The sequence below is a fragment of the Pseudomonas sp. NMS19W genome (assembly GCF_051554255.1).
GTDB lineage: Bacteria > Pseudomonadota > Gammaproteobacteria > Pseudomonadales > Pseudomonadaceae > Aquipseudomonas > Aquipseudomonas kribbensis.
Genome location: NZ_CP136718.1, coordinates 108,933 through 123,113 on the forward strand (window position 1 = coordinate 108,933; position 14,181 = coordinate 123,113).

13 protein-coding genes are annotated in these 14,181 nt (G+C 61.2%); 6 read left to right on the forward strand and 7 right to left on the reverse strand.

The features are described 5' to 3' along the window. Positions 1 to 3: 3 nt before the first annotated feature. On the forward strand, positions 4 to 993 hold the full coding sequence (locus tag R1A29_RS00400; protein WP_438300336.1) for a sulfate/molybdate ABC transporter ATP-binding protein: 990 nt from the start codon (positions 4 to 6) through the stop codon (positions 991 to 993). 53 nt (positions 994 to 1,046) lie between these two features. Here the strand turns inward: R1A29_RS00400 and R1A29_RS00405 are convergent, their stop codons facing one another. Further along, on the reverse strand, positions 1,047 to 1,571 hold the full coding sequence (locus tag R1A29_RS00405) for a DUF962 domain-containing protein (RefSeq protein ID WP_438300337.1): 525 nt from the start codon (positions 1,569 to 1,571) through the stop codon (positions 1,047 to 1,049). 88 nt (positions 1,572 to 1,659) lie between these two features. Between R1A29_RS00405 and R1A29_RS00410 the strand changes: the two genes are divergently transcribed. Further along, positions 1,660 to 2,343 carry a Crp/Fnr family transcriptional regulator gene (locus R1A29_RS00410; protein ID WP_438300338.1) on the forward strand — a complete coding sequence of 228 codons (684 nt, stop codon included), beginning with the start codon at positions 1,660 to 1,662 and terminating at the stop codon, positions 2,341 to 2,343. 103 nt (positions 2,344 to 2,446) lie between these two features. Continuing rightward, positions 2,447 to 2,692 (forward strand): helix-turn-helix domain-containing protein, encoded by a 246-nt coding sequence (locus R1A29_RS00415; protein WP_438300339.1) that lies wholly within the window; start codon positions 2,447 to 2,449, stop codon positions 2,690 to 2,692. A gap of 40 nt (positions 2,693 to 2,732) precedes the next feature. On the opposite strand, the gene R1A29_RS00420 is transcribed toward R1A29_RS00415, so the two are convergent. Beyond that, a complete protein-coding gene (locus R1A29_RS00420) occupies positions 2,733 to 3,737 on the reverse strand; it encodes an AraC family transcriptional regulator (protein WP_134825103.1) in 1,005 nt (334 codons plus the stop codon). Positions 3,738 to 3,837: 100 nt separating this feature from the next. On the opposite strand from R1A29_RS00420, the gene R1A29_RS00425 reads away from it, so the two are divergent. Continuing rightward, positions 3,838 to 4,911, forward strand: coding sequence for a fatty acid desaturase (locus R1A29_RS00425; RefSeq protein WP_438300340.1), 1,074 nt, complete (start codon positions 3,838 to 3,840; stop codon positions 4,909 to 4,911). Between the two features lie 53 nt (positions 4,912 to 4,964). Here R1A29_RS00425 and R1A29_RS00430 read toward each other — a convergent pair whose 3' ends face one another. The 3 genes from R1A29_RS00430 to R1A29_RS00440 are packed head-to-tail and all read right to left on the reverse strand — an operon-like array spanning position 4,965 to position 9,000. After that, positions 4,965 to 6,575 (reverse strand): arylsulfatase, encoded by a 1,611-nt coding sequence (locus R1A29_RS00430; RefSeq protein WP_438300341.1) that lies wholly within the window; start codon positions 6,573 to 6,575, stop codon positions 4,965 to 4,967. Positions 6,576 to 6,589: 14 nt separating this feature from the next. Beyond that, positions 6,590 to 7,405 (reverse strand): ABC transporter ATP-binding protein, encoded by an 816-nt coding sequence (locus R1A29_RS00435; protein WP_438300342.1) that lies wholly within the window; start codon positions 7,403 to 7,405, stop codon positions 6,590 to 6,592. Further along, complete coding sequence (locus R1A29_RS00440; RefSeq protein ID WP_438300343.1) at positions 7,402 to 9,000, reverse strand: ABC transporter permease; 1,599 nt, start codon at positions 8,998 to 9,000, stop codon at positions 7,402 to 7,404. Before R1A29_RS00440 ends, R1A29_RS00435 begins: the two co-directional genes overlap by 4 nt. A gap of 304 nt (positions 9,001 to 9,304) precedes the next feature. On the opposite strand from R1A29_RS00440, the gene R1A29_RS00445 reads away from it, so the two are divergent. Further along, positions 9,305 to 10,318 (forward strand): ABC transporter substrate-binding protein, encoded by a 1,014-nt coding sequence (locus R1A29_RS00445; protein WP_438300344.1) that lies wholly within the window; start codon positions 9,305 to 9,307, stop codon positions 10,316 to 10,318. A 39-nt stretch (positions 10,319 to 10,357) separates the two neighbouring features. Here R1A29_RS00445 and R1A29_RS00450 read toward each other — a convergent pair whose 3' ends face one another. After that, complete coding sequence (locus R1A29_RS00450) at positions 10,358 to 11,278, reverse strand: LysR family transcriptional regulator (RefSeq protein WP_039764497.1); 921 nt, start codon at positions 11,276 to 11,278, stop codon at positions 10,358 to 10,360. A 181-nt stretch (positions 11,279 to 11,459) separates the two neighbouring features. On the opposite strand from R1A29_RS00450, the gene R1A29_RS00455 reads away from it, so the two are divergent. Then, entirely contained in the window at positions 11,460 to 12,368 is a 909-nt protein-coding gene (locus tag R1A29_RS00455) for a TauD/TfdA dioxygenase family protein (RefSeq protein WP_134825109.1), read from the forward strand. A 186-nt stretch (positions 12,369 to 12,554) separates the two neighbouring features. On the opposite strand, the gene R1A29_RS00460 is transcribed toward R1A29_RS00455, so the two are convergent. Continuing rightward, positions 12,555 to 14,165: an alkaline phosphatase family protein gene (locus tag R1A29_RS00460; RefSeq protein WP_438300345.1), complete on the reverse strand. Its 1,611-nt coding sequence runs from the start codon at positions 14,163 to 14,165 to the stop codon at positions 12,555 to 12,557. Positions 14,166 to 14,181: the final 16 nt, after the last annotated feature.

The window sequence follows — 14,181 nt, forward strand, 5'->3', positions numbered from 1 at the left end:
TTCATGTCGATCGAAGTGCGTAACGTCAGCAAGAATTTCAATGCGTTCAAGGCGCTGGACAACATCAGCCTGGACATCCACAGCGGTGAGCTGGTGGCGTTGCTCGGGCCGTCCGGCTGCGGCAAGACCACCTTGCTGCGCATTATTGCCGGTCTGGAAACCCCGGATAACGGCAATATCGTGTTCCACGGCGAAGACGTGTCCGGCCATGACGTGCGGGATCGCAACGTCGGTTTCGTGTTCCAGCACTACGCCCTGTTCCGCCACATGACCGTGTTCGACAACGTCGCGTTCGGCCTGCGCATGAAGCCGAAAAACCAGCGCCCGAGTGAAAGCCAGATCGCGACCAAGGTCCACGAGCTGCTGAACATGGTGCAACTGGACTGGCTGTCGGATCGTTATCCGGAGCAACTGTCCGGCGGCCAGCGTCAGCGTATCGCTTTGGCCCGCGCCCTGGCGGTGGAGCCGAAAGTTCTGCTGCTCGACGAGCCGTTCGGCGCCCTTGACGCCAAGGTGCGTAAAGAGCTGCGCCGCTGGCTGGCGCGTCTGCACGAAGACATCAACCTGACCTCGGTGTTCGTGACCCACGACCAGGAAGAGGCGATGGAAGTGGCCGACCGCATCGTGGTGATGAACAAGGGTGTGATCGAGCAGATCGGCTCACCGGGCGACGTCTACGAAAACCCGGCCAGCGATTTCGTCTATCACTTCCTCGGCGACTCGAACCGCCTGCATCTGGGGGATGACAACCACGTGCTGTTCCGCCCGCACGAAGTGTCGCTGTCGCGGCATGAGCTGGAGGATCACCATGCCGCTGAAGTCCGCGATATCCGGCCGCTGGGCGCGACCACGCGGGTGACGTTGAAGGTTGAAGGCCAGGCTGACTTGATCGAGGCGGAGGTGGTGAAAGACCACGACAGCCTGACCGGGTTGGCCAAGGGTGAGACGTTGTTCTTCAAGCCGAAGGTGTGGCAGAAAGTCGCCAGCCTCTGAAAGCATCGCTCGTTCCCACGCCGAGCGTGGGAACGAGCGAATCAGCCTGTGGCTCAGACAGCCGCACGATTCGGATTGACCCGCACCACACCTGCCCGCGCCTCGATCTGCTCTTTCAGCTCATGGCGCATCCCGAGCATGAACGCCAGTTCCGCCACCACAAACAGCGGTCCGACAATCAACCCGCTCAAGTCATCCACAAACGCCGGTTTGCGCCCTTCATAGTGATGGCCGACAAACTGGATCGCCCAGCCAATCACAAACATCGCCAGACCGCTGCTGAGCCAGACCATGGTGCTCTGCTGCGCCAGAACGTGCCCGGCCCAGACCGATAGCCCCATGAGTGCGGTCATCAACACACCAAGTTTCACTTCCAGCCGCAGGTAAAACCACGCTGAGGCCAGCGCCACGATAACGGCAGGCGAAATCCACAACCCGCCCACCGACCATTCCGGCCGCGACAACAGCACGGCCACCGCCACCACAATCAGCGGAATCCCGATAAAGTGGCTGGCGATGTTGCGCGGGTCACGGTGGTAAGCGGCGTATTGACTCAAATGATCGACGAGGCTTTTCATTGTTGTTCCTCCTGTAGGGTGATCGAATCATGCATGCCCGGGTTCACGGCTCGCTCTGTCAGGCAGGCGACAATCTTTAGGAGAACGCATGGAAAAGGTCTGGCGCGAGCGCCTGCTGACCGGGCAATGGTTCAGTCATCTGCCTTCATCCTTTCAGGATAGTCTGCTGGCGGCGGCAAAGGAGCGGCGGCTGGCGGCGGGGCAGCGGCTGTTCCAGCGCGGTGATGCGCCGTGCGGGCTGTACGCGGTGCTCGACGGCGCGGTGCGCATCGGTGCGGTCAGCGAGCAGGGCAAGGAGGCGTTGCTGAGCCTGGTGGAGGCGCCGCACTGGTTCGGCGAAATCTGCCTGTTCGACGGCCAGCCCCGCACCCATGATGCCTACGCGGTCGGGCCTTGTATCCTGCTGAACATTCCCCAGGCCACGCTGCTGAAACTGCTCGACGAACATCCCGTCTACTGGCGGTACCTGGCTCTGTTGATGAGCCACAAGCTGCGTCTGACCTTCATCAATCTGGAACAGCTGAGCCTGCTGCCGGCCCCGGCGCGTCTGGCCCATCGCTTGCTGATGATCGCCGAAGGCTACGGTGAACTCGATCCGCCACGCCGTGTGCTGCAACTGCCTCAGGAGCAACTGGCGTCGATGCTGTCGTTGTCGCGGCAGACCACTAATCAGATCCTCAAGGATCTGCAGGGGCAGGGGATTATCGGGTTGGCTTACGGGGAGATCGAGATCCTTGATGCCGTCAGATTGCGGGCTATGGCAACGATCTGAAGCTCATAGTATGAAATAGGCTAGACTTGCTGGAATTGCATTAAATACGATGCATAAATTAATAGATGTGCGTTATGCACTGTAAACAATGCAGGTTCGTGCAATGGAACAACTCGGTGAATTGATCAGAAGCCTTCGAAAGGCGCAAAACCTTTCACAGCAGGCTTTGGCTCAACAATATGGCATGAGCCGCGCGACGATCTCGGGGATAGAAAACAATACGGTTTCTGAAATCGGCTTACGCAAGGTTGAGGCAATTCTCAATGGTTTCGGTTATGAATTAACAGCAGCTCCCAGGTCATCCCGTCCTACTCTCGATATGCTGAAAAAGGTCAATTTCCATGTTTGATATTGGCAGACATATTTCACATTTGTATCGGTGAGTGAAATCAACGCAACTGATCCCGAAACTGCCCCGGTGTCATCCCCGTCCAGCGCTTGAACGCGCGGCTGAAGCTGCTCGTATCAGCAAACCCCAGCAGATAACTGACCTCGCTCAGCGAGCATTGCGGATCCCGCAGGTGCAGCAGCGCGAGGTTCTCGCGGCTTTCATTCAATAGCGTATCGAAGCGACAACCCTCGTCCGCCAAATGCCGTTGCAAGCTGCGCAGGCTCAGGTGCAGGGCCTGGGCGATGCGTTCGGCGCTGGGTTCGCCTTCGGGCAGTTGTTCTTCGATGGCGTCGCGTACCTTGCGCTCCCAGGTCAGAGGCTTGAGCTGGGCGAGGGTGCGTTTGAGCACCGCTTCGTTGTGTTCGGCCAGTTCCGGGTTGGCGTCGTCGAGGTGGCTGTCGAAGTCGGTGAGGGCGAATTCGAGGCGGTCTTCTTCGGCTGAAAAATGCACGGGCGAGCGGAACACCTTGTGCCATTGATGCGCATCGGCCGGTTCCGGGCGGCGCAGGTACACCGCCAGTGGCGCGTAGTCGCGGCCCAGGCGATTGCGGCAGGTGCGCACGTAGATCGCGGCGAAGGCGTCGATGGCTTCGAAGGCCGGAGCGGGGTTGTCGGCCGGGATTTTCAGGCGAAACCGGTAGCGGTCTTCGCTGCGGGTCAGCTCCAGCTCCAGCGCGTCACTGACGACCTGGTGATAGCGCACGATCCGCTCGAACACTTCCCGCAGGCTGCCGCTGGCCACCAAGGCGTAACCCAAGGCGTGAAACGTCGTGGGGCTGACGAACCGCGACACCCGCAAACCGATCGCCGGATCGCCGCTGACCTGCACCGCGATTTCCCACAGGCGTGTGGTCGCGGACAACGGATAGCGGGCGTTCGGGTCGTCCATCAGCTGCGGATCGAGCCCGGCCTGCTGGCACAGGGCAGTGCTGTCCAGCCCCAGCGCGTCGAGTTGCTTGCGCAGGGCACGGGTCCAGCTGGCGAGAGAAGTCGGTTCCTTCATGCTGATTGGCGCTTCCGGTCAACAGGTTGGCGTTCTCGGCTACCGCGTTCGGAACTTGCATAGAGCAGGATGCGAACATCAATAACCAGAGGATGGAAGCATGGACCGTACTTCTGCAAGTCCCCAGCGACACAATGCTGCCCAGCGATCAGCGCATATTCGCGAAGTGGTGCTGGCCAAAGGCGTCGAGCTGCGCGAGCGCTACCCGATTCTCAACCATCAGGACGCCCTCGGCGCGGGGATTCTGGCGTTTGCCCTGGCCGGGATGATCGGTTCGGCGGCGCTCTACATCAGCGGGCACATGGCGTGGTGGGCGTGCCTGTTGCTGAACGCGTTTTTTGCCTCGCTGACCCATGAGCTGGAGCACGACCTGATTCACAGTATGTATTTCCGCAAGCAGCGGGTGCCGCACAACCTGATGATGGGCCTGGTGTGGCTGGCGCGGCCGAGCACGATCAACCCGTGGATACGTCGTCATCTGCACCTCAATCACCACAAGGTGTCCGGCACCGAAACCGACATGGAAGAGCGGGCGATCACGAACGGTGAACCCTGGGGTTTTGCGCGGTTGCTGATGGTCGGTGACAACGTGATGTCGGCGTTCATCCGCATGCTTCGGGCCAAGACCTGGGCGCACAAGTTCAGCATCATCAAGCGTTCGCTGAAGGTCTACGCGCCGCTGGCACTGGTGCATTGGGGCGCGTGGTATGTGTTCCTCGGGTTCCATGCGGCCAACGGCATCGCTTACCTGATGGGCTCGCCGATTGAATGGTCAGCGACCACGTTGTCGGTGATGCAAGTGATCGACATCGCCGCTGTGGTCATCATCGGGCCGAACGTGTTGCGCACCTTCTGCCTGCATTTCATCAGTTCGAACATGCATTACTACGGGGATGTGGAGCCGGGGAATGTATTGCAGCAGTGCCAGGTGCTGAATCCGTGGTGGCTGTGGCCGTTGCAGGCGTTCTGTTTCAACTTCGGCAGCAGCCACGGGATTCATCATTTTGTGGTGAAGGAGCCGTTCTACATTCGCCAGTTGACGGTGCCGGTGGCGCACAAGGTGATGCGGGAGATGGGGGTTCGGTTCAATGATTTCGGGACGTTCGGGCGGGCGAACAGGTTTGTTCGCAAGGAAGAAGTCCTGCAGAAAGCAGTGCAGACGGCCGAGGCTTGAAAGTATCCGAAGCTATCGCCGGCTGACCGGCGATAGCCCTGCATCAGCCACCCTCAATCCGGCTGAAACGGCGACTCACTCAGAATCACCCCGGTCTCCTCCACATACCGCTGCCAATGCTCGATCAGCGCTTCAAGCTTCTGCGGCTGACTCGACGCCAGGTCATGAATCTCCCCCGGATCACTCCCCAGATCGTAAAGCTGCCAGGTCGCCGGCCCCACCGGCCCGGGGATCCACACCGCCTTCCATTGCCCCTGCCGAATCGCCCGGCGCCCGAACAGTTCCCAACCGGTGACGGTGTGTTCGTCATGCACCTGGGCCGTCTCGCCGGACAAGAAACCCAGCCACGATTTACCGCGCAACGGCGCCACCGGTTTGCCGTGCCACTGCTTTCCCGGATGGCGCACGCCGGCCAGATCGAGGATGGTCGGCGTGATGTCCATCACCGTACCGAAACCATGGCTGATCTGCCCCTTCAGCGGCAACTGCGGATAGTGCAGCAGCGCCGGGACGCGAATCCCGCCCTCGGTGGTGAACGCCTTGAACAGGCGTGACGGTGCGGTCGCCACCTGCGCCCAGTTCGGCCCGTACCAGACGTAGGAATTGGCGCGGCCGATGTTGTCGAGACTGTTGTCGTAATGCTGGCTCAGGTAGGTCACCAGCTCCGGGCCGAATTTCGGGAAGGCTTCCAGCAGCGCGCCTTCGGCACCGTTGTCGGACATGAACAGGATGAAGGTGTTGTCGAGCTGGCCTTGTTGACGCAGGTAATCAACGACACGGCCGATATTCCAGTCCATACGCTCGACCATCGCGGCGTAGACCTCCATCGCCCGGGCGGAAATCTGCTTCTGCTCATTGCTTAGCGCAGCCCATTGCGCGGTCAGCTGGATCAGCGGATGCGGTTCGACATCCGGCTCGATCAGCCCCAGCGACTTGAGTTTCTCCAGACGCTCGAGGCGCAGCACTTCCGGCCCCGCGTCGTAGCGGCCGCGGTATTTTTCGACGATGTCGGCGGGCGCCTGCAACGGCCAGTGCGGTGCGGAAAATGGCAGGTACGCGAAGAACGGCCGGCTCTGGTCGCGCTCCTTGAGGTACTGCAACAGCTTGTCGCCGAACGCGTCGGAGGAATAGAAATCCTTCGGTAACTCGTCGATGAATGCGTCGTCCTCGATGTACAGCGCCGGGGTGGATTTCAGCAGGCCGGGCGTGTGTTCATCGTAGGTCGGTTCGAATCCGTAGTGGTTCGCGGCGCCGGGCAGCAGCGAGAACGAACGCTCGAAGCCACGGGCGTGGGGGGCCAGTTCGGCGGTCAGGCCCAGGTGCCACTTGCCGCTCATCAAGGTCTGATAACCGGCCTCGCGCAGCAGCTCCGGCAATGCGACGACACGGTCGTTGAGATAACCCTCGTAACCCGGTTTGCCGATCAGCTCCGGGGTCAGTGTTTCGGCCATGGTGCCGATGCCGGCGATGTGGTGGTCGGTGCCGGTGAGCAGCATCGAGCGGGTCGGCGAGCAGGTCGGTGCGGTGTGAAAATCGGTCAGGCGCAGACCGTTGTTGGCCAGGGCATCGAGGTTCGGCGTGGCGATTTCGCCGCCGAAGGCACCGATGTCGGAGAAGCCGAGGTCATCGGCCAGAATCACCAGAAAGTTGGGACGTTGCGGCATCAACAGGCTCCTGTTCAGCAGGCAATGAACGACAGCGGCAGATCGCGGATCTGTACCGGTACGCTCGGTTGGTAATGGTCATCACTGGTCAGTTCGTGCAGCAGTTCTTCGCGCAACTGGTGGAAGTCGAAACTGCTGCGCTGGCGTGGATGGGGCAGGGCGATGTCCACCACCTGTTTGATCCGGCCGGGGCGCGGTTCCATCACCACCACGCGGTCGGCGAGGAAAATCGCTTCCTCGACATCGTGAGTGACCAGAATCGTGGTGATTTTTGCCCGCTCGCGGATCGCCAGCAGCTCGTCCTGCATCTGCTGGCGGGTCAGCGCGTCGAGGGCGCCGAAGGGTTCGTCGAGCAGCAGGATGCGTGGGCTCGCCACCAGTCCGCGAGCAATCGCCACACGCTGGGCCATGCCGCCGGAAAGTTGATGCGGATAGGCGCGGGTGAAGTCGCGCAGGCCCACCAGCTCAATGAAATCGTTGACGCGCTGCTGCTTTTCAGCGGCGCTCAGCGGCTCGTTGACCAGGCCCAGACCGATGTTGTCGGCCACCGTCAGCCACGGGAACAAACGGTGTTCCTGAAACACGATGCCGCGTTCGCCGCCGATGCCGCTGACGGCTTTGCCATCGACCGTGATCTGCCCGCGAAACTGCGTGTCGAGCCCCACCAGCAAGCGCAGCAAGGTGGATTTGCCGCAGCCGCTGGAACCGACGATGGCGACGAACTCGCCCTCGGCAATGTCGAGGTTGAATTCGCGGATCACCTCCAGTTCGAAACCGTCGACGTCGAAGGATTTGCCTACGTGGTTGAAGCTGACAATCGGTGCGTTCATGCGTGTCTCCAGCGGGTGGCGCGGATTTCCAGGCGTTGGCCAATGAGGTTGAGCAGGGCGCCGGTGAGGCCGACCAGCAGCATCCCGGCCATGATCAGGTCCATGCGCAGCAGTTGTTGGGCGCCGATCATCTGGCTGCCGATGCCGCCGTTGGACGGCATGAAATATTCGGCGCCGATGGTGCCGAGCCAGGCGTAGATCAGGCTCAACCGAAGCCCGGCGAATATCCCCGGCGCAGCGCCCGGCAACACCAGTCGACGCAGGCGTTGGGCGAGGCTCAGGCGCAGCACCTGCGCAGCTTCGTTGAGTTGCGGCGAGAGGTTGGCGACGCTGCGTTGAGTCGCGACAAACAATGGAAAGAAAGCGGCGAGAGCGACGAACACCCACTTCGCCAGTTCGCCCAGACCGAACCACGCGGTGAGCAGCGGAACCCAGGCAAAAATCGCGATCTGACGAAGGGCGGCGAGGGTCGGGCCGAGCACACGTTCGCTGGTGCGCGACAGACCCAGCAGCAAGCCCAGCACGAGGCCGAGGCCGCCGCCAATCAACAGGCCGCCGAGTGTGCGGCCCAGGCTCAGGGTCATGCCCTTGATCAACGTACCGTCGAGCAGGCCGTGCTTCGTAGCTTCCAGCACCGCCAACGGGCTGACCAGAATGTTGGCGTCGACCCACTGCTGATCGACCGCCAGTTGCCACAGCGCAAATAACCCCAGCGGCAACAGCCACGGTTGCACGCGCTGCCAGCCTTCATAGCGCGGGCCGCGACGAATCTCCGCCGTGGCCGGGTGCGGCCAGTGCACCAGTTTTTTGTCCAGCAGGCCGATGCCGCGATCCATCGCCACACCGATCAGGCCGATCACCACGATGCACACGAAGACGATGTCGAGCATGAACAACTGACGCGCCCAGACCATCAGGTAACCGATGCCCTCGCTGGAAGCCAGCAGCTCCACCGCGAGCAACGAAGTCCAGCCAGCGGCCAGCGCCAGGCGCACGCCGGCCATGAATGCCGGGAGCGCGGCGGGCAGCACCAATCGGCGAATCAGCAGGCGTGGCGGCAAACGTAAAACAGCGGCGGCTTCGCGCAGTTTCGGTTGCGCATCGCGCACGCCGACCAGCGTGTGCAGGGTCACCGGCACCACGATGGCCTTGACCAGCACCACCAGTTTCAGGGTTTCTCCGATGCCGAAAAACACCATGAACAGCGGAATCCACGCCAGCGTCGGCACCTGGGCCAGACCGGCGAAGCTCGGGAAAATCAGGCGTTCGAGACGACGGCTGAAGCCCAGCGTCGCACCGAGTACCGCGCCAGCGGCAACGCCCGCCAACAAGCCCCAGAACAACCGTTGCAGGCTGATCCACAAGTGACTCCACAACTCGCCCTGGGACAGCTCGATCGCGCTGTTCCACACCAGCGATGGCGCCGGCAGGATCTGTTCGCTCATCCATTGATTGCGCGCCGCCAGCCACCACAGGGCGAACAGCCCGAGCGGCAAGATCCAGGGTAAAACGCGTTGGCTCAGACTTGGCCAGGTGCGCCGGCTTTTCAACGGCGGTGCGGCCAGTGGCAGGCTGAGCAGGGATTCACGGGCCATGGGTGACCTCCGTTGTCGGGTTGGATCGTGTCAGCGGAATTAGCGGTGAACTAATCGTTATAAGTGAATTAAAAAATAATCATTTTGGAGATAAGCAGCGCCATTTAAGGCCTCCAGCCCTGCACGCATCCAATGCATTCGAAGAATATTTTCGATGCTCTCCATGCATACAGCTCTGCATGTCGCGACTTTGCTGGCTTAGCGTGAAAAGCTATAAAAATGTGCTTTTTAAGTATTTAAGCGCTGATACGGATTACGCCTACTTTCGGCTCCTCAATGCCCGCCGTGATCAGGAGCCGCACCCATGAACCTTCCCTTCAAACGTGTCATCAGTCTGTTTGCCGCGCCGGCACTGGCGGGCCTGCTGGCGTTCTCTGCCCAGGCCGACGAGCTCAAGGAAATCAGGATTGCCGTGCCTGATCTGAGCGCGGGTACTCAACACAGCGGCGGGGGCATCGTGGACGTGCTGCGCGATCAGCAGATTTTCGAAAAGGCCTTCGCCGATCAGGGCATCAAGATTCAGTGGAGCTTCTTCAAGGGCGCCGGCCCGGTGATCAACGAGGCGTTTGCCAACGGCCAGGTGGATCTGGCTTATCTGGGGGATCTGGCGGCCATCATCGGCAAGTCCAACGGTCTGGATACGCGTTTGCTCAGCGCCAGCGCCCGGGGTGTGAAGCAATATCTGGGTGTGGTGCCGGGTTCGGGGATCAAGACGTTGCAGGATCTCAAAGGCAAGCGCGTGGCGATCTTCCGGGGCACCGCGACCCAGTTGTCATTCGATGCCGCGCTGGCCAGCGTGGGCCTGAGCGAGAAGGACGTGAAGGTGATCAATCTCGATTTCAACGCGGCGGTTGCCGCGCTGGCGGCGAAGCAGATCGATGCATCGTGGGGCAGCTCCGGGCTGACCGCCTTGCAGGCCAAAGGTCTGGCCGAGTTGCCTCTGAACACCAAGGATCTCGGTGGCGCCGGCAGTGTGCAGTCGGTGCTGGTGGGTACCGGCAAGTTTGTCGACGGGCATCCGGAAGCGGTGGCGAAGCTTCTGAAGGCGCAACAGCAAGCGGTGGAGTGGTTGACGCAGGACAGCAACAAGGACGCCTACGTGCAGCTTGTGTCGGGGCTGGCGAGTTATCCACCGGTGATCCTGACTCAGGATCTTAAGGATCAGAATCTGAGTGAAGTATTCCCGTCGACACTGGATCCGTTGTTCCTCGAAAACCTGCAGGGCAAGGTCGATCTGGCGGCGCAGCAGAAGCTGATCCGCAAGCCGTTCAAGGTGAACGAGTGGGTGGCGCCTGAGCTGTCGGCTGCGAAGCTCTGAGTCATGCGGTCATTCTCACGCAATGCGTGGGAATGACCCTCAAACCGCGACGCTGATTTCCTGTTTATCCACCGCCACCAGCGTCTCGATCATCGCCCGCGCCGCCGGTGACAGCCGGAATCCCGTGCGGCTCACAATCCCGCACCGGGCATTCATGCTTTCCAGGTTTTGCGGCAGGTTGCGCCAGTGCAGCAGCGCCAGCGAACCCTGGGCGATGTCCTCGACAAACGCCTCTTCAGTGCCCACGCCAATTGCGTTGGATTGCAGCACCACTTTCACCAGCGCCGGAAAATGTTCGGTCTCGATGGTCGGGGAAAAATCGATCCGGCCGCTGAGATTCGCCAGCAGTTTGCGAATGCCCGGCGGGATCAGCGTGGTCGCCAGCGGGTAGTCGAACATGTCGTTGGTCGACAGGCTTTCCTTGGCCAGCAGCGGATGCCCCGGCCGGCAGAAAAACACCCCGCGCTTGGGCGTCAGCGGCTGGGTCTGGAAGTTCGGGTCGGACTCGAAATGGCGGATGTCGGCGATAAAGAATTCGATCTCCTCGCGGCTCAGGGCGCGGCTGAGCTTTTCCCAGTTATCCACCTGAAAACAGGTGCGCACTTTCGGGTGCGCATTGATGAATTGCGCCACCGCGTCCGGCACCAATTTCACCGCCGGCGCCGGGCCGCAACCGAAGTGCAGTTCGCCGGCGTCGAGCTTGGTCATCTGGGTCACTTCGGCGCTGAGCAACGCCGCGCCCTGCACCAGCGTCAGGGCGTGTTGCAATACCACCTGGCCCTCCGGCGTGGGGCGCAGATCCTTGTTGCCGCGATCCACCAGCACGCAGCCGAACTCCTGCTCCAGCCCTTGAATGCTGCGGCTGAACGCCGGTTGAGTGATGCCCATGGCGTCGGCCGCGCGGACAAAACTGCGGTGTTCGTTGAGGGCGATGAAGTAGCGCAACTGGCGAAGATCCATATGCTTTTCCGGCATCCTAAAAATAGCTCGAAGGCATTTGCGACGAGAGCTGCTTGAGGTTTTAAATGCAAGCTCTTATTCCGTCAACGAAGCATTCGAATATCTATTAGATGTAAATGGAATATAGATAGAGCGTTGTTTCGCTGCCGTCCAACCGCAAGCAGTCGATGAGGGTCTACCCATGAGCAATGCCGCACTCGCTGTAAAACCCGCTGTCCACGCGCTGGACATTCATCCGGTGGCCGGCCGTATCGGCGCCGAAATCCGTGGCGTGCACCTGTCCGGTGAGCTGGATGCCGCAACGGTTGAAGCCATTCAACAGGCGCTGGTGCAATACAAGGTCGTGTTCTTCCGCGAGCAGACCCAGCTCGACGATCAGCGCCAGGAAGCCTTCGCCCATCTGCTCGGCGAGCCCGTGGCGCATCCGACCGTGCCGTCCCGCGAGGGCACCCGTTACCTGCTGGAACTGGACGGCGCCGAAGGGCAGCGCGCCAACTCGTGGCACACCGACGTGACCTTCGTCGATGCCTACCCGAAAGCCTCGATCCTGCGCTCGGTGGTGGCCCCGGCATTCGGTGGCGACACCCTGTGGGCCAACACGGCGACGGCGTACAACGAACTGCCGACGGAATTGCGTGAGCTGGCGGACAAACTGGTGGCCGTGCACAGCAACGAATACGACTACGCCGGGGCGAAACCGGACGTTTCGGCGGAGAAGCTCGAGCGCTATCGCAAGATCTTCACCTCGACGGTCTACGAGACCGAGCATCCGGTGGTCCGTGTGCACCCGATCAGCGGCGAAAAAAGCTTGCTGCTGGGGCATTTCGTCAAGCGCATCAAGGGTTATTCCCAGGCTGATTCGGCGCACTTGTTCGGGCTGTTGCAGAGCCATGTGATCCGCCAGGAAAACACCGTGCGCTGGCGCTGGAAGGCCGGTGATGTGGCGATCTGGGATAACCGTTCGACGCAGCATTATGCGATTGATGATTACGGGACCCAGGATCGGGTGGTGCGTCGGGTGACGCTGAAAGGGGAAGTGCCGGTCGGGGCGAATGGGCAGCGTAGTCAGACCATCAAAGGACGCGATTAAGATCAAAAGCCCCCCTCACCCCCCGCCCTCTCCCGGAGGGAGAGGGAGCCGATAGGGGGATCTTTGAGCCTGAGTTCACCCTGATATTTCAGGTCGGCGTCCTTCGAAAAAGCAACTCGATCAGTCCCCTCTCCCTCCGGGAGAGGGTTAGGGTGAGGGGCTCTTGCTCTTGCCTTCGCTTGATCTCTACCAAACCCCGATCTGCACCATCTTCTCAGTCTCCGGCTCCCCATAACGAAACCGCTGCCCACGCAAATCAATCTCCTGATGACTGATGGTCGTGCGCCGCTTCAACCCGCGCACCCACTCGAACAGATACCCCGCATGCTCCTCGCGCACCGCCGCATACGCGGGGTCGGCGCCCAGGTCCTGCAGCTCCTGCGGATCATTCAACAGATCGAAAAGCTGCGGCCGGAAGCCGTCGTACGCCAGGTATTTCCAGCGTTCGCTGCGCACCATGGTCATGCGGCAACGGTCGATCGGCTGGCCCAGTCGCTCCCGGGCGGGGGCCTGGAAGGCGTAGTCGTATTCGCTGATCGCATAGCGGCGCCAGTCGGGATTCTCGCCGTGCAGCAGTGGAATCAGCGAGCGACCTTCAAGTCGATGTTCGGCCCCCGTCACGCCCAGGGCTTCGAGAAAGGTCGGCACGCCGTCGATGGTTTCCGCCAGGCGCTCGTCCACCGTTCCCCGAGTGACATCCGCCACCGCACGCGGGTCGCGCACGATCAATGGCACGCCTACCGCTTGCTCCAGCAAAAACTCCTTCTCGCCCAGCCAGTGATCGCCCAGAAAGTCGCCGTGATCGCTGGTGAACACGATCAGCGTGTCCTCCCAGCGTCCGTTGCTTTGCAGGAAATCGAACAGCCGCCCCAACTGATCATCGACCTGTTTGACCAGGCCCATGTACGTCGGGATCACGTTCTGTCGTACCGGGTCTTTGGAGAAATTCAGGCTTTCCTCATGCTGGCAAAAGGCCTGATAGACGGGGTGGTCGCTTGGAGAGGCATTACGTACCGGTTCGAGAATCGATTTCGTACTGTACAGAGTGTGGTACGGCGCCGGTACGATGTAGGGCCAGTGGGGTTTGATATAGGACAGGTGTAAAAACCACGGTTTTTCACCTTGCTCACCGATGAAGTCGATGGCTCGATTTGTAGTGTAGACAGTCTCTGAATGTTGCTCGGGAATTCGCGCCGGCAGATGGGCATGGCGCATTTTCCAGCCGCTGAGGATTTCGCCGTTTTCACCTTCGGCGGCGTTGGCCCAGTCGTGCCAGGGGTTACGCCCTTCGAAACCTTGCTCGCGCAGGTAATGGGTGTACGGCGCGGATTCGCGTTTGTCGTCGAACAGCGGGTCATCGGGGAAGATGCCGTCGTGGCGAAAGTACGGCTCGAAGCCGACTTCGTTCAGCACTTCGGCCTGGGCGCTTTCAGGATTGATCGCCAACCGCTGCAAGGCATCCACATTGGCCGTGGCGTGGGTCTTGCCGACCAGCGCAGTACGAATGCCGTGGGGCCGCAGGTAATCGCCGATGGTCAGTTCTTCCAGCGGCAGCGGCACGGCGTTCCACGCCACCTGATGGCTGCTGACGTAACGCCCGGTGTAGGCCGACATCCGCGACGGCCCGCAGATCGTGCCTTGGGTGTAGGCACGGCTGAAGCGCACGCCGGCGGTGGCCAGGCGATCGATGTTCGGAGTGTGCAGGTGCGGGTGGCCGTAGCAGGACAGGTAATCGCGGCGCAGTTGATCGCACATGATGTACAGCACGTTGCGCACGGGGTTTTGCGGGTTGGGCATGGGGTTCACCAGTCAG

What these genes read in the sequence shown, in the direction of transcription:
- R1A29_RS00460 (WP_438300345.1), bottom strand. Translation starts at nt 14,165, where the DNA reads ATGCCCAACCCGCAAAACCCCGTGCGCAACGTGCTGTACATCATGTGC.
- R1A29_RS00440 (WP_438300343.1), bottom strand. Translation starts at nt 9,000, where the DNA reads ATGGCCCGTGAATCCCTGCTCAGCCTGCCACTGGCCGCACCGCCGTTG.
- R1A29_RS00445 (WP_438300344.1), top strand. Translation starts at nt 9,305, where the DNA reads ATGAACCTTCCCTTCAAACGTGTCATCAGTCTGTTTGCCGCGCCGGCA.
- R1A29_RS00430 (WP_438300341.1), bottom strand. Translation starts at nt 6,575, where the DNA reads ATGCCGCAACGTCCCAACTTTCTGGTGATTCTGGCCGATGACCTCGGC.
- R1A29_RS00450 (WP_039764497.1), bottom strand. Translation starts at nt 11,278, where the DNA reads ATGGATCTTCGCCAGTTGCGCTACTTCATCGCCCTCAACGAACACCGC.
- R1A29_RS00435 (WP_438300342.1), bottom strand. Translation starts at nt 7,405, where the DNA reads ATGAACGCACCGATTGTCAGCTTCAACCACGTAGGCAAATCCTTCGAC.
- R1A29_RS00415 (WP_438300339.1), top strand. Translation starts at nt 2,447, where the DNA reads ATGGAACAACTCGGTGAATTGATCAGAAGCCTTCGAAAGGCGCAAAAC.
- R1A29_RS00425 (WP_438300340.1), top strand. Translation starts at nt 3,838, where the DNA reads ATGGACCGTACTTCTGCAAGTCCCCAGCGACACAATGCTGCCCAGCGA.
- R1A29_RS00455 (WP_134825109.1), top strand. Translation starts at nt 11,460, where the DNA reads ATGAGCAATGCCGCACTCGCTGTAAAACCCGCTGTCCACGCGCTGGAC.
- R1A29_RS00405 (WP_438300337.1), bottom strand. Translation starts at nt 1,571, where the DNA reads ATGAAAAGCCTCGTCGATCATTTGAGTCAATACGCCGCTTACCACCGT.
- R1A29_RS00400 (WP_438300336.1), top strand. Translation starts at nt 4, where the DNA reads ATGTCGATCGAAGTGCGTAACGTCAGCAAGAATTTCAATGCGTTCAAG.
- R1A29_RS00420 (WP_134825103.1), bottom strand. Translation starts at nt 3,737, where the DNA reads ATGAAGGAACCGACTTCTCTCGCCAGCTGGACCCGTGCCCTGCGCAAG.
- R1A29_RS00410 (WP_438300338.1), top strand. Translation starts at nt 1,660, where the DNA reads ATGGAAAAGGTCTGGCGCGAGCGCCTGCTGACCGGGCAATGGTTCAGT.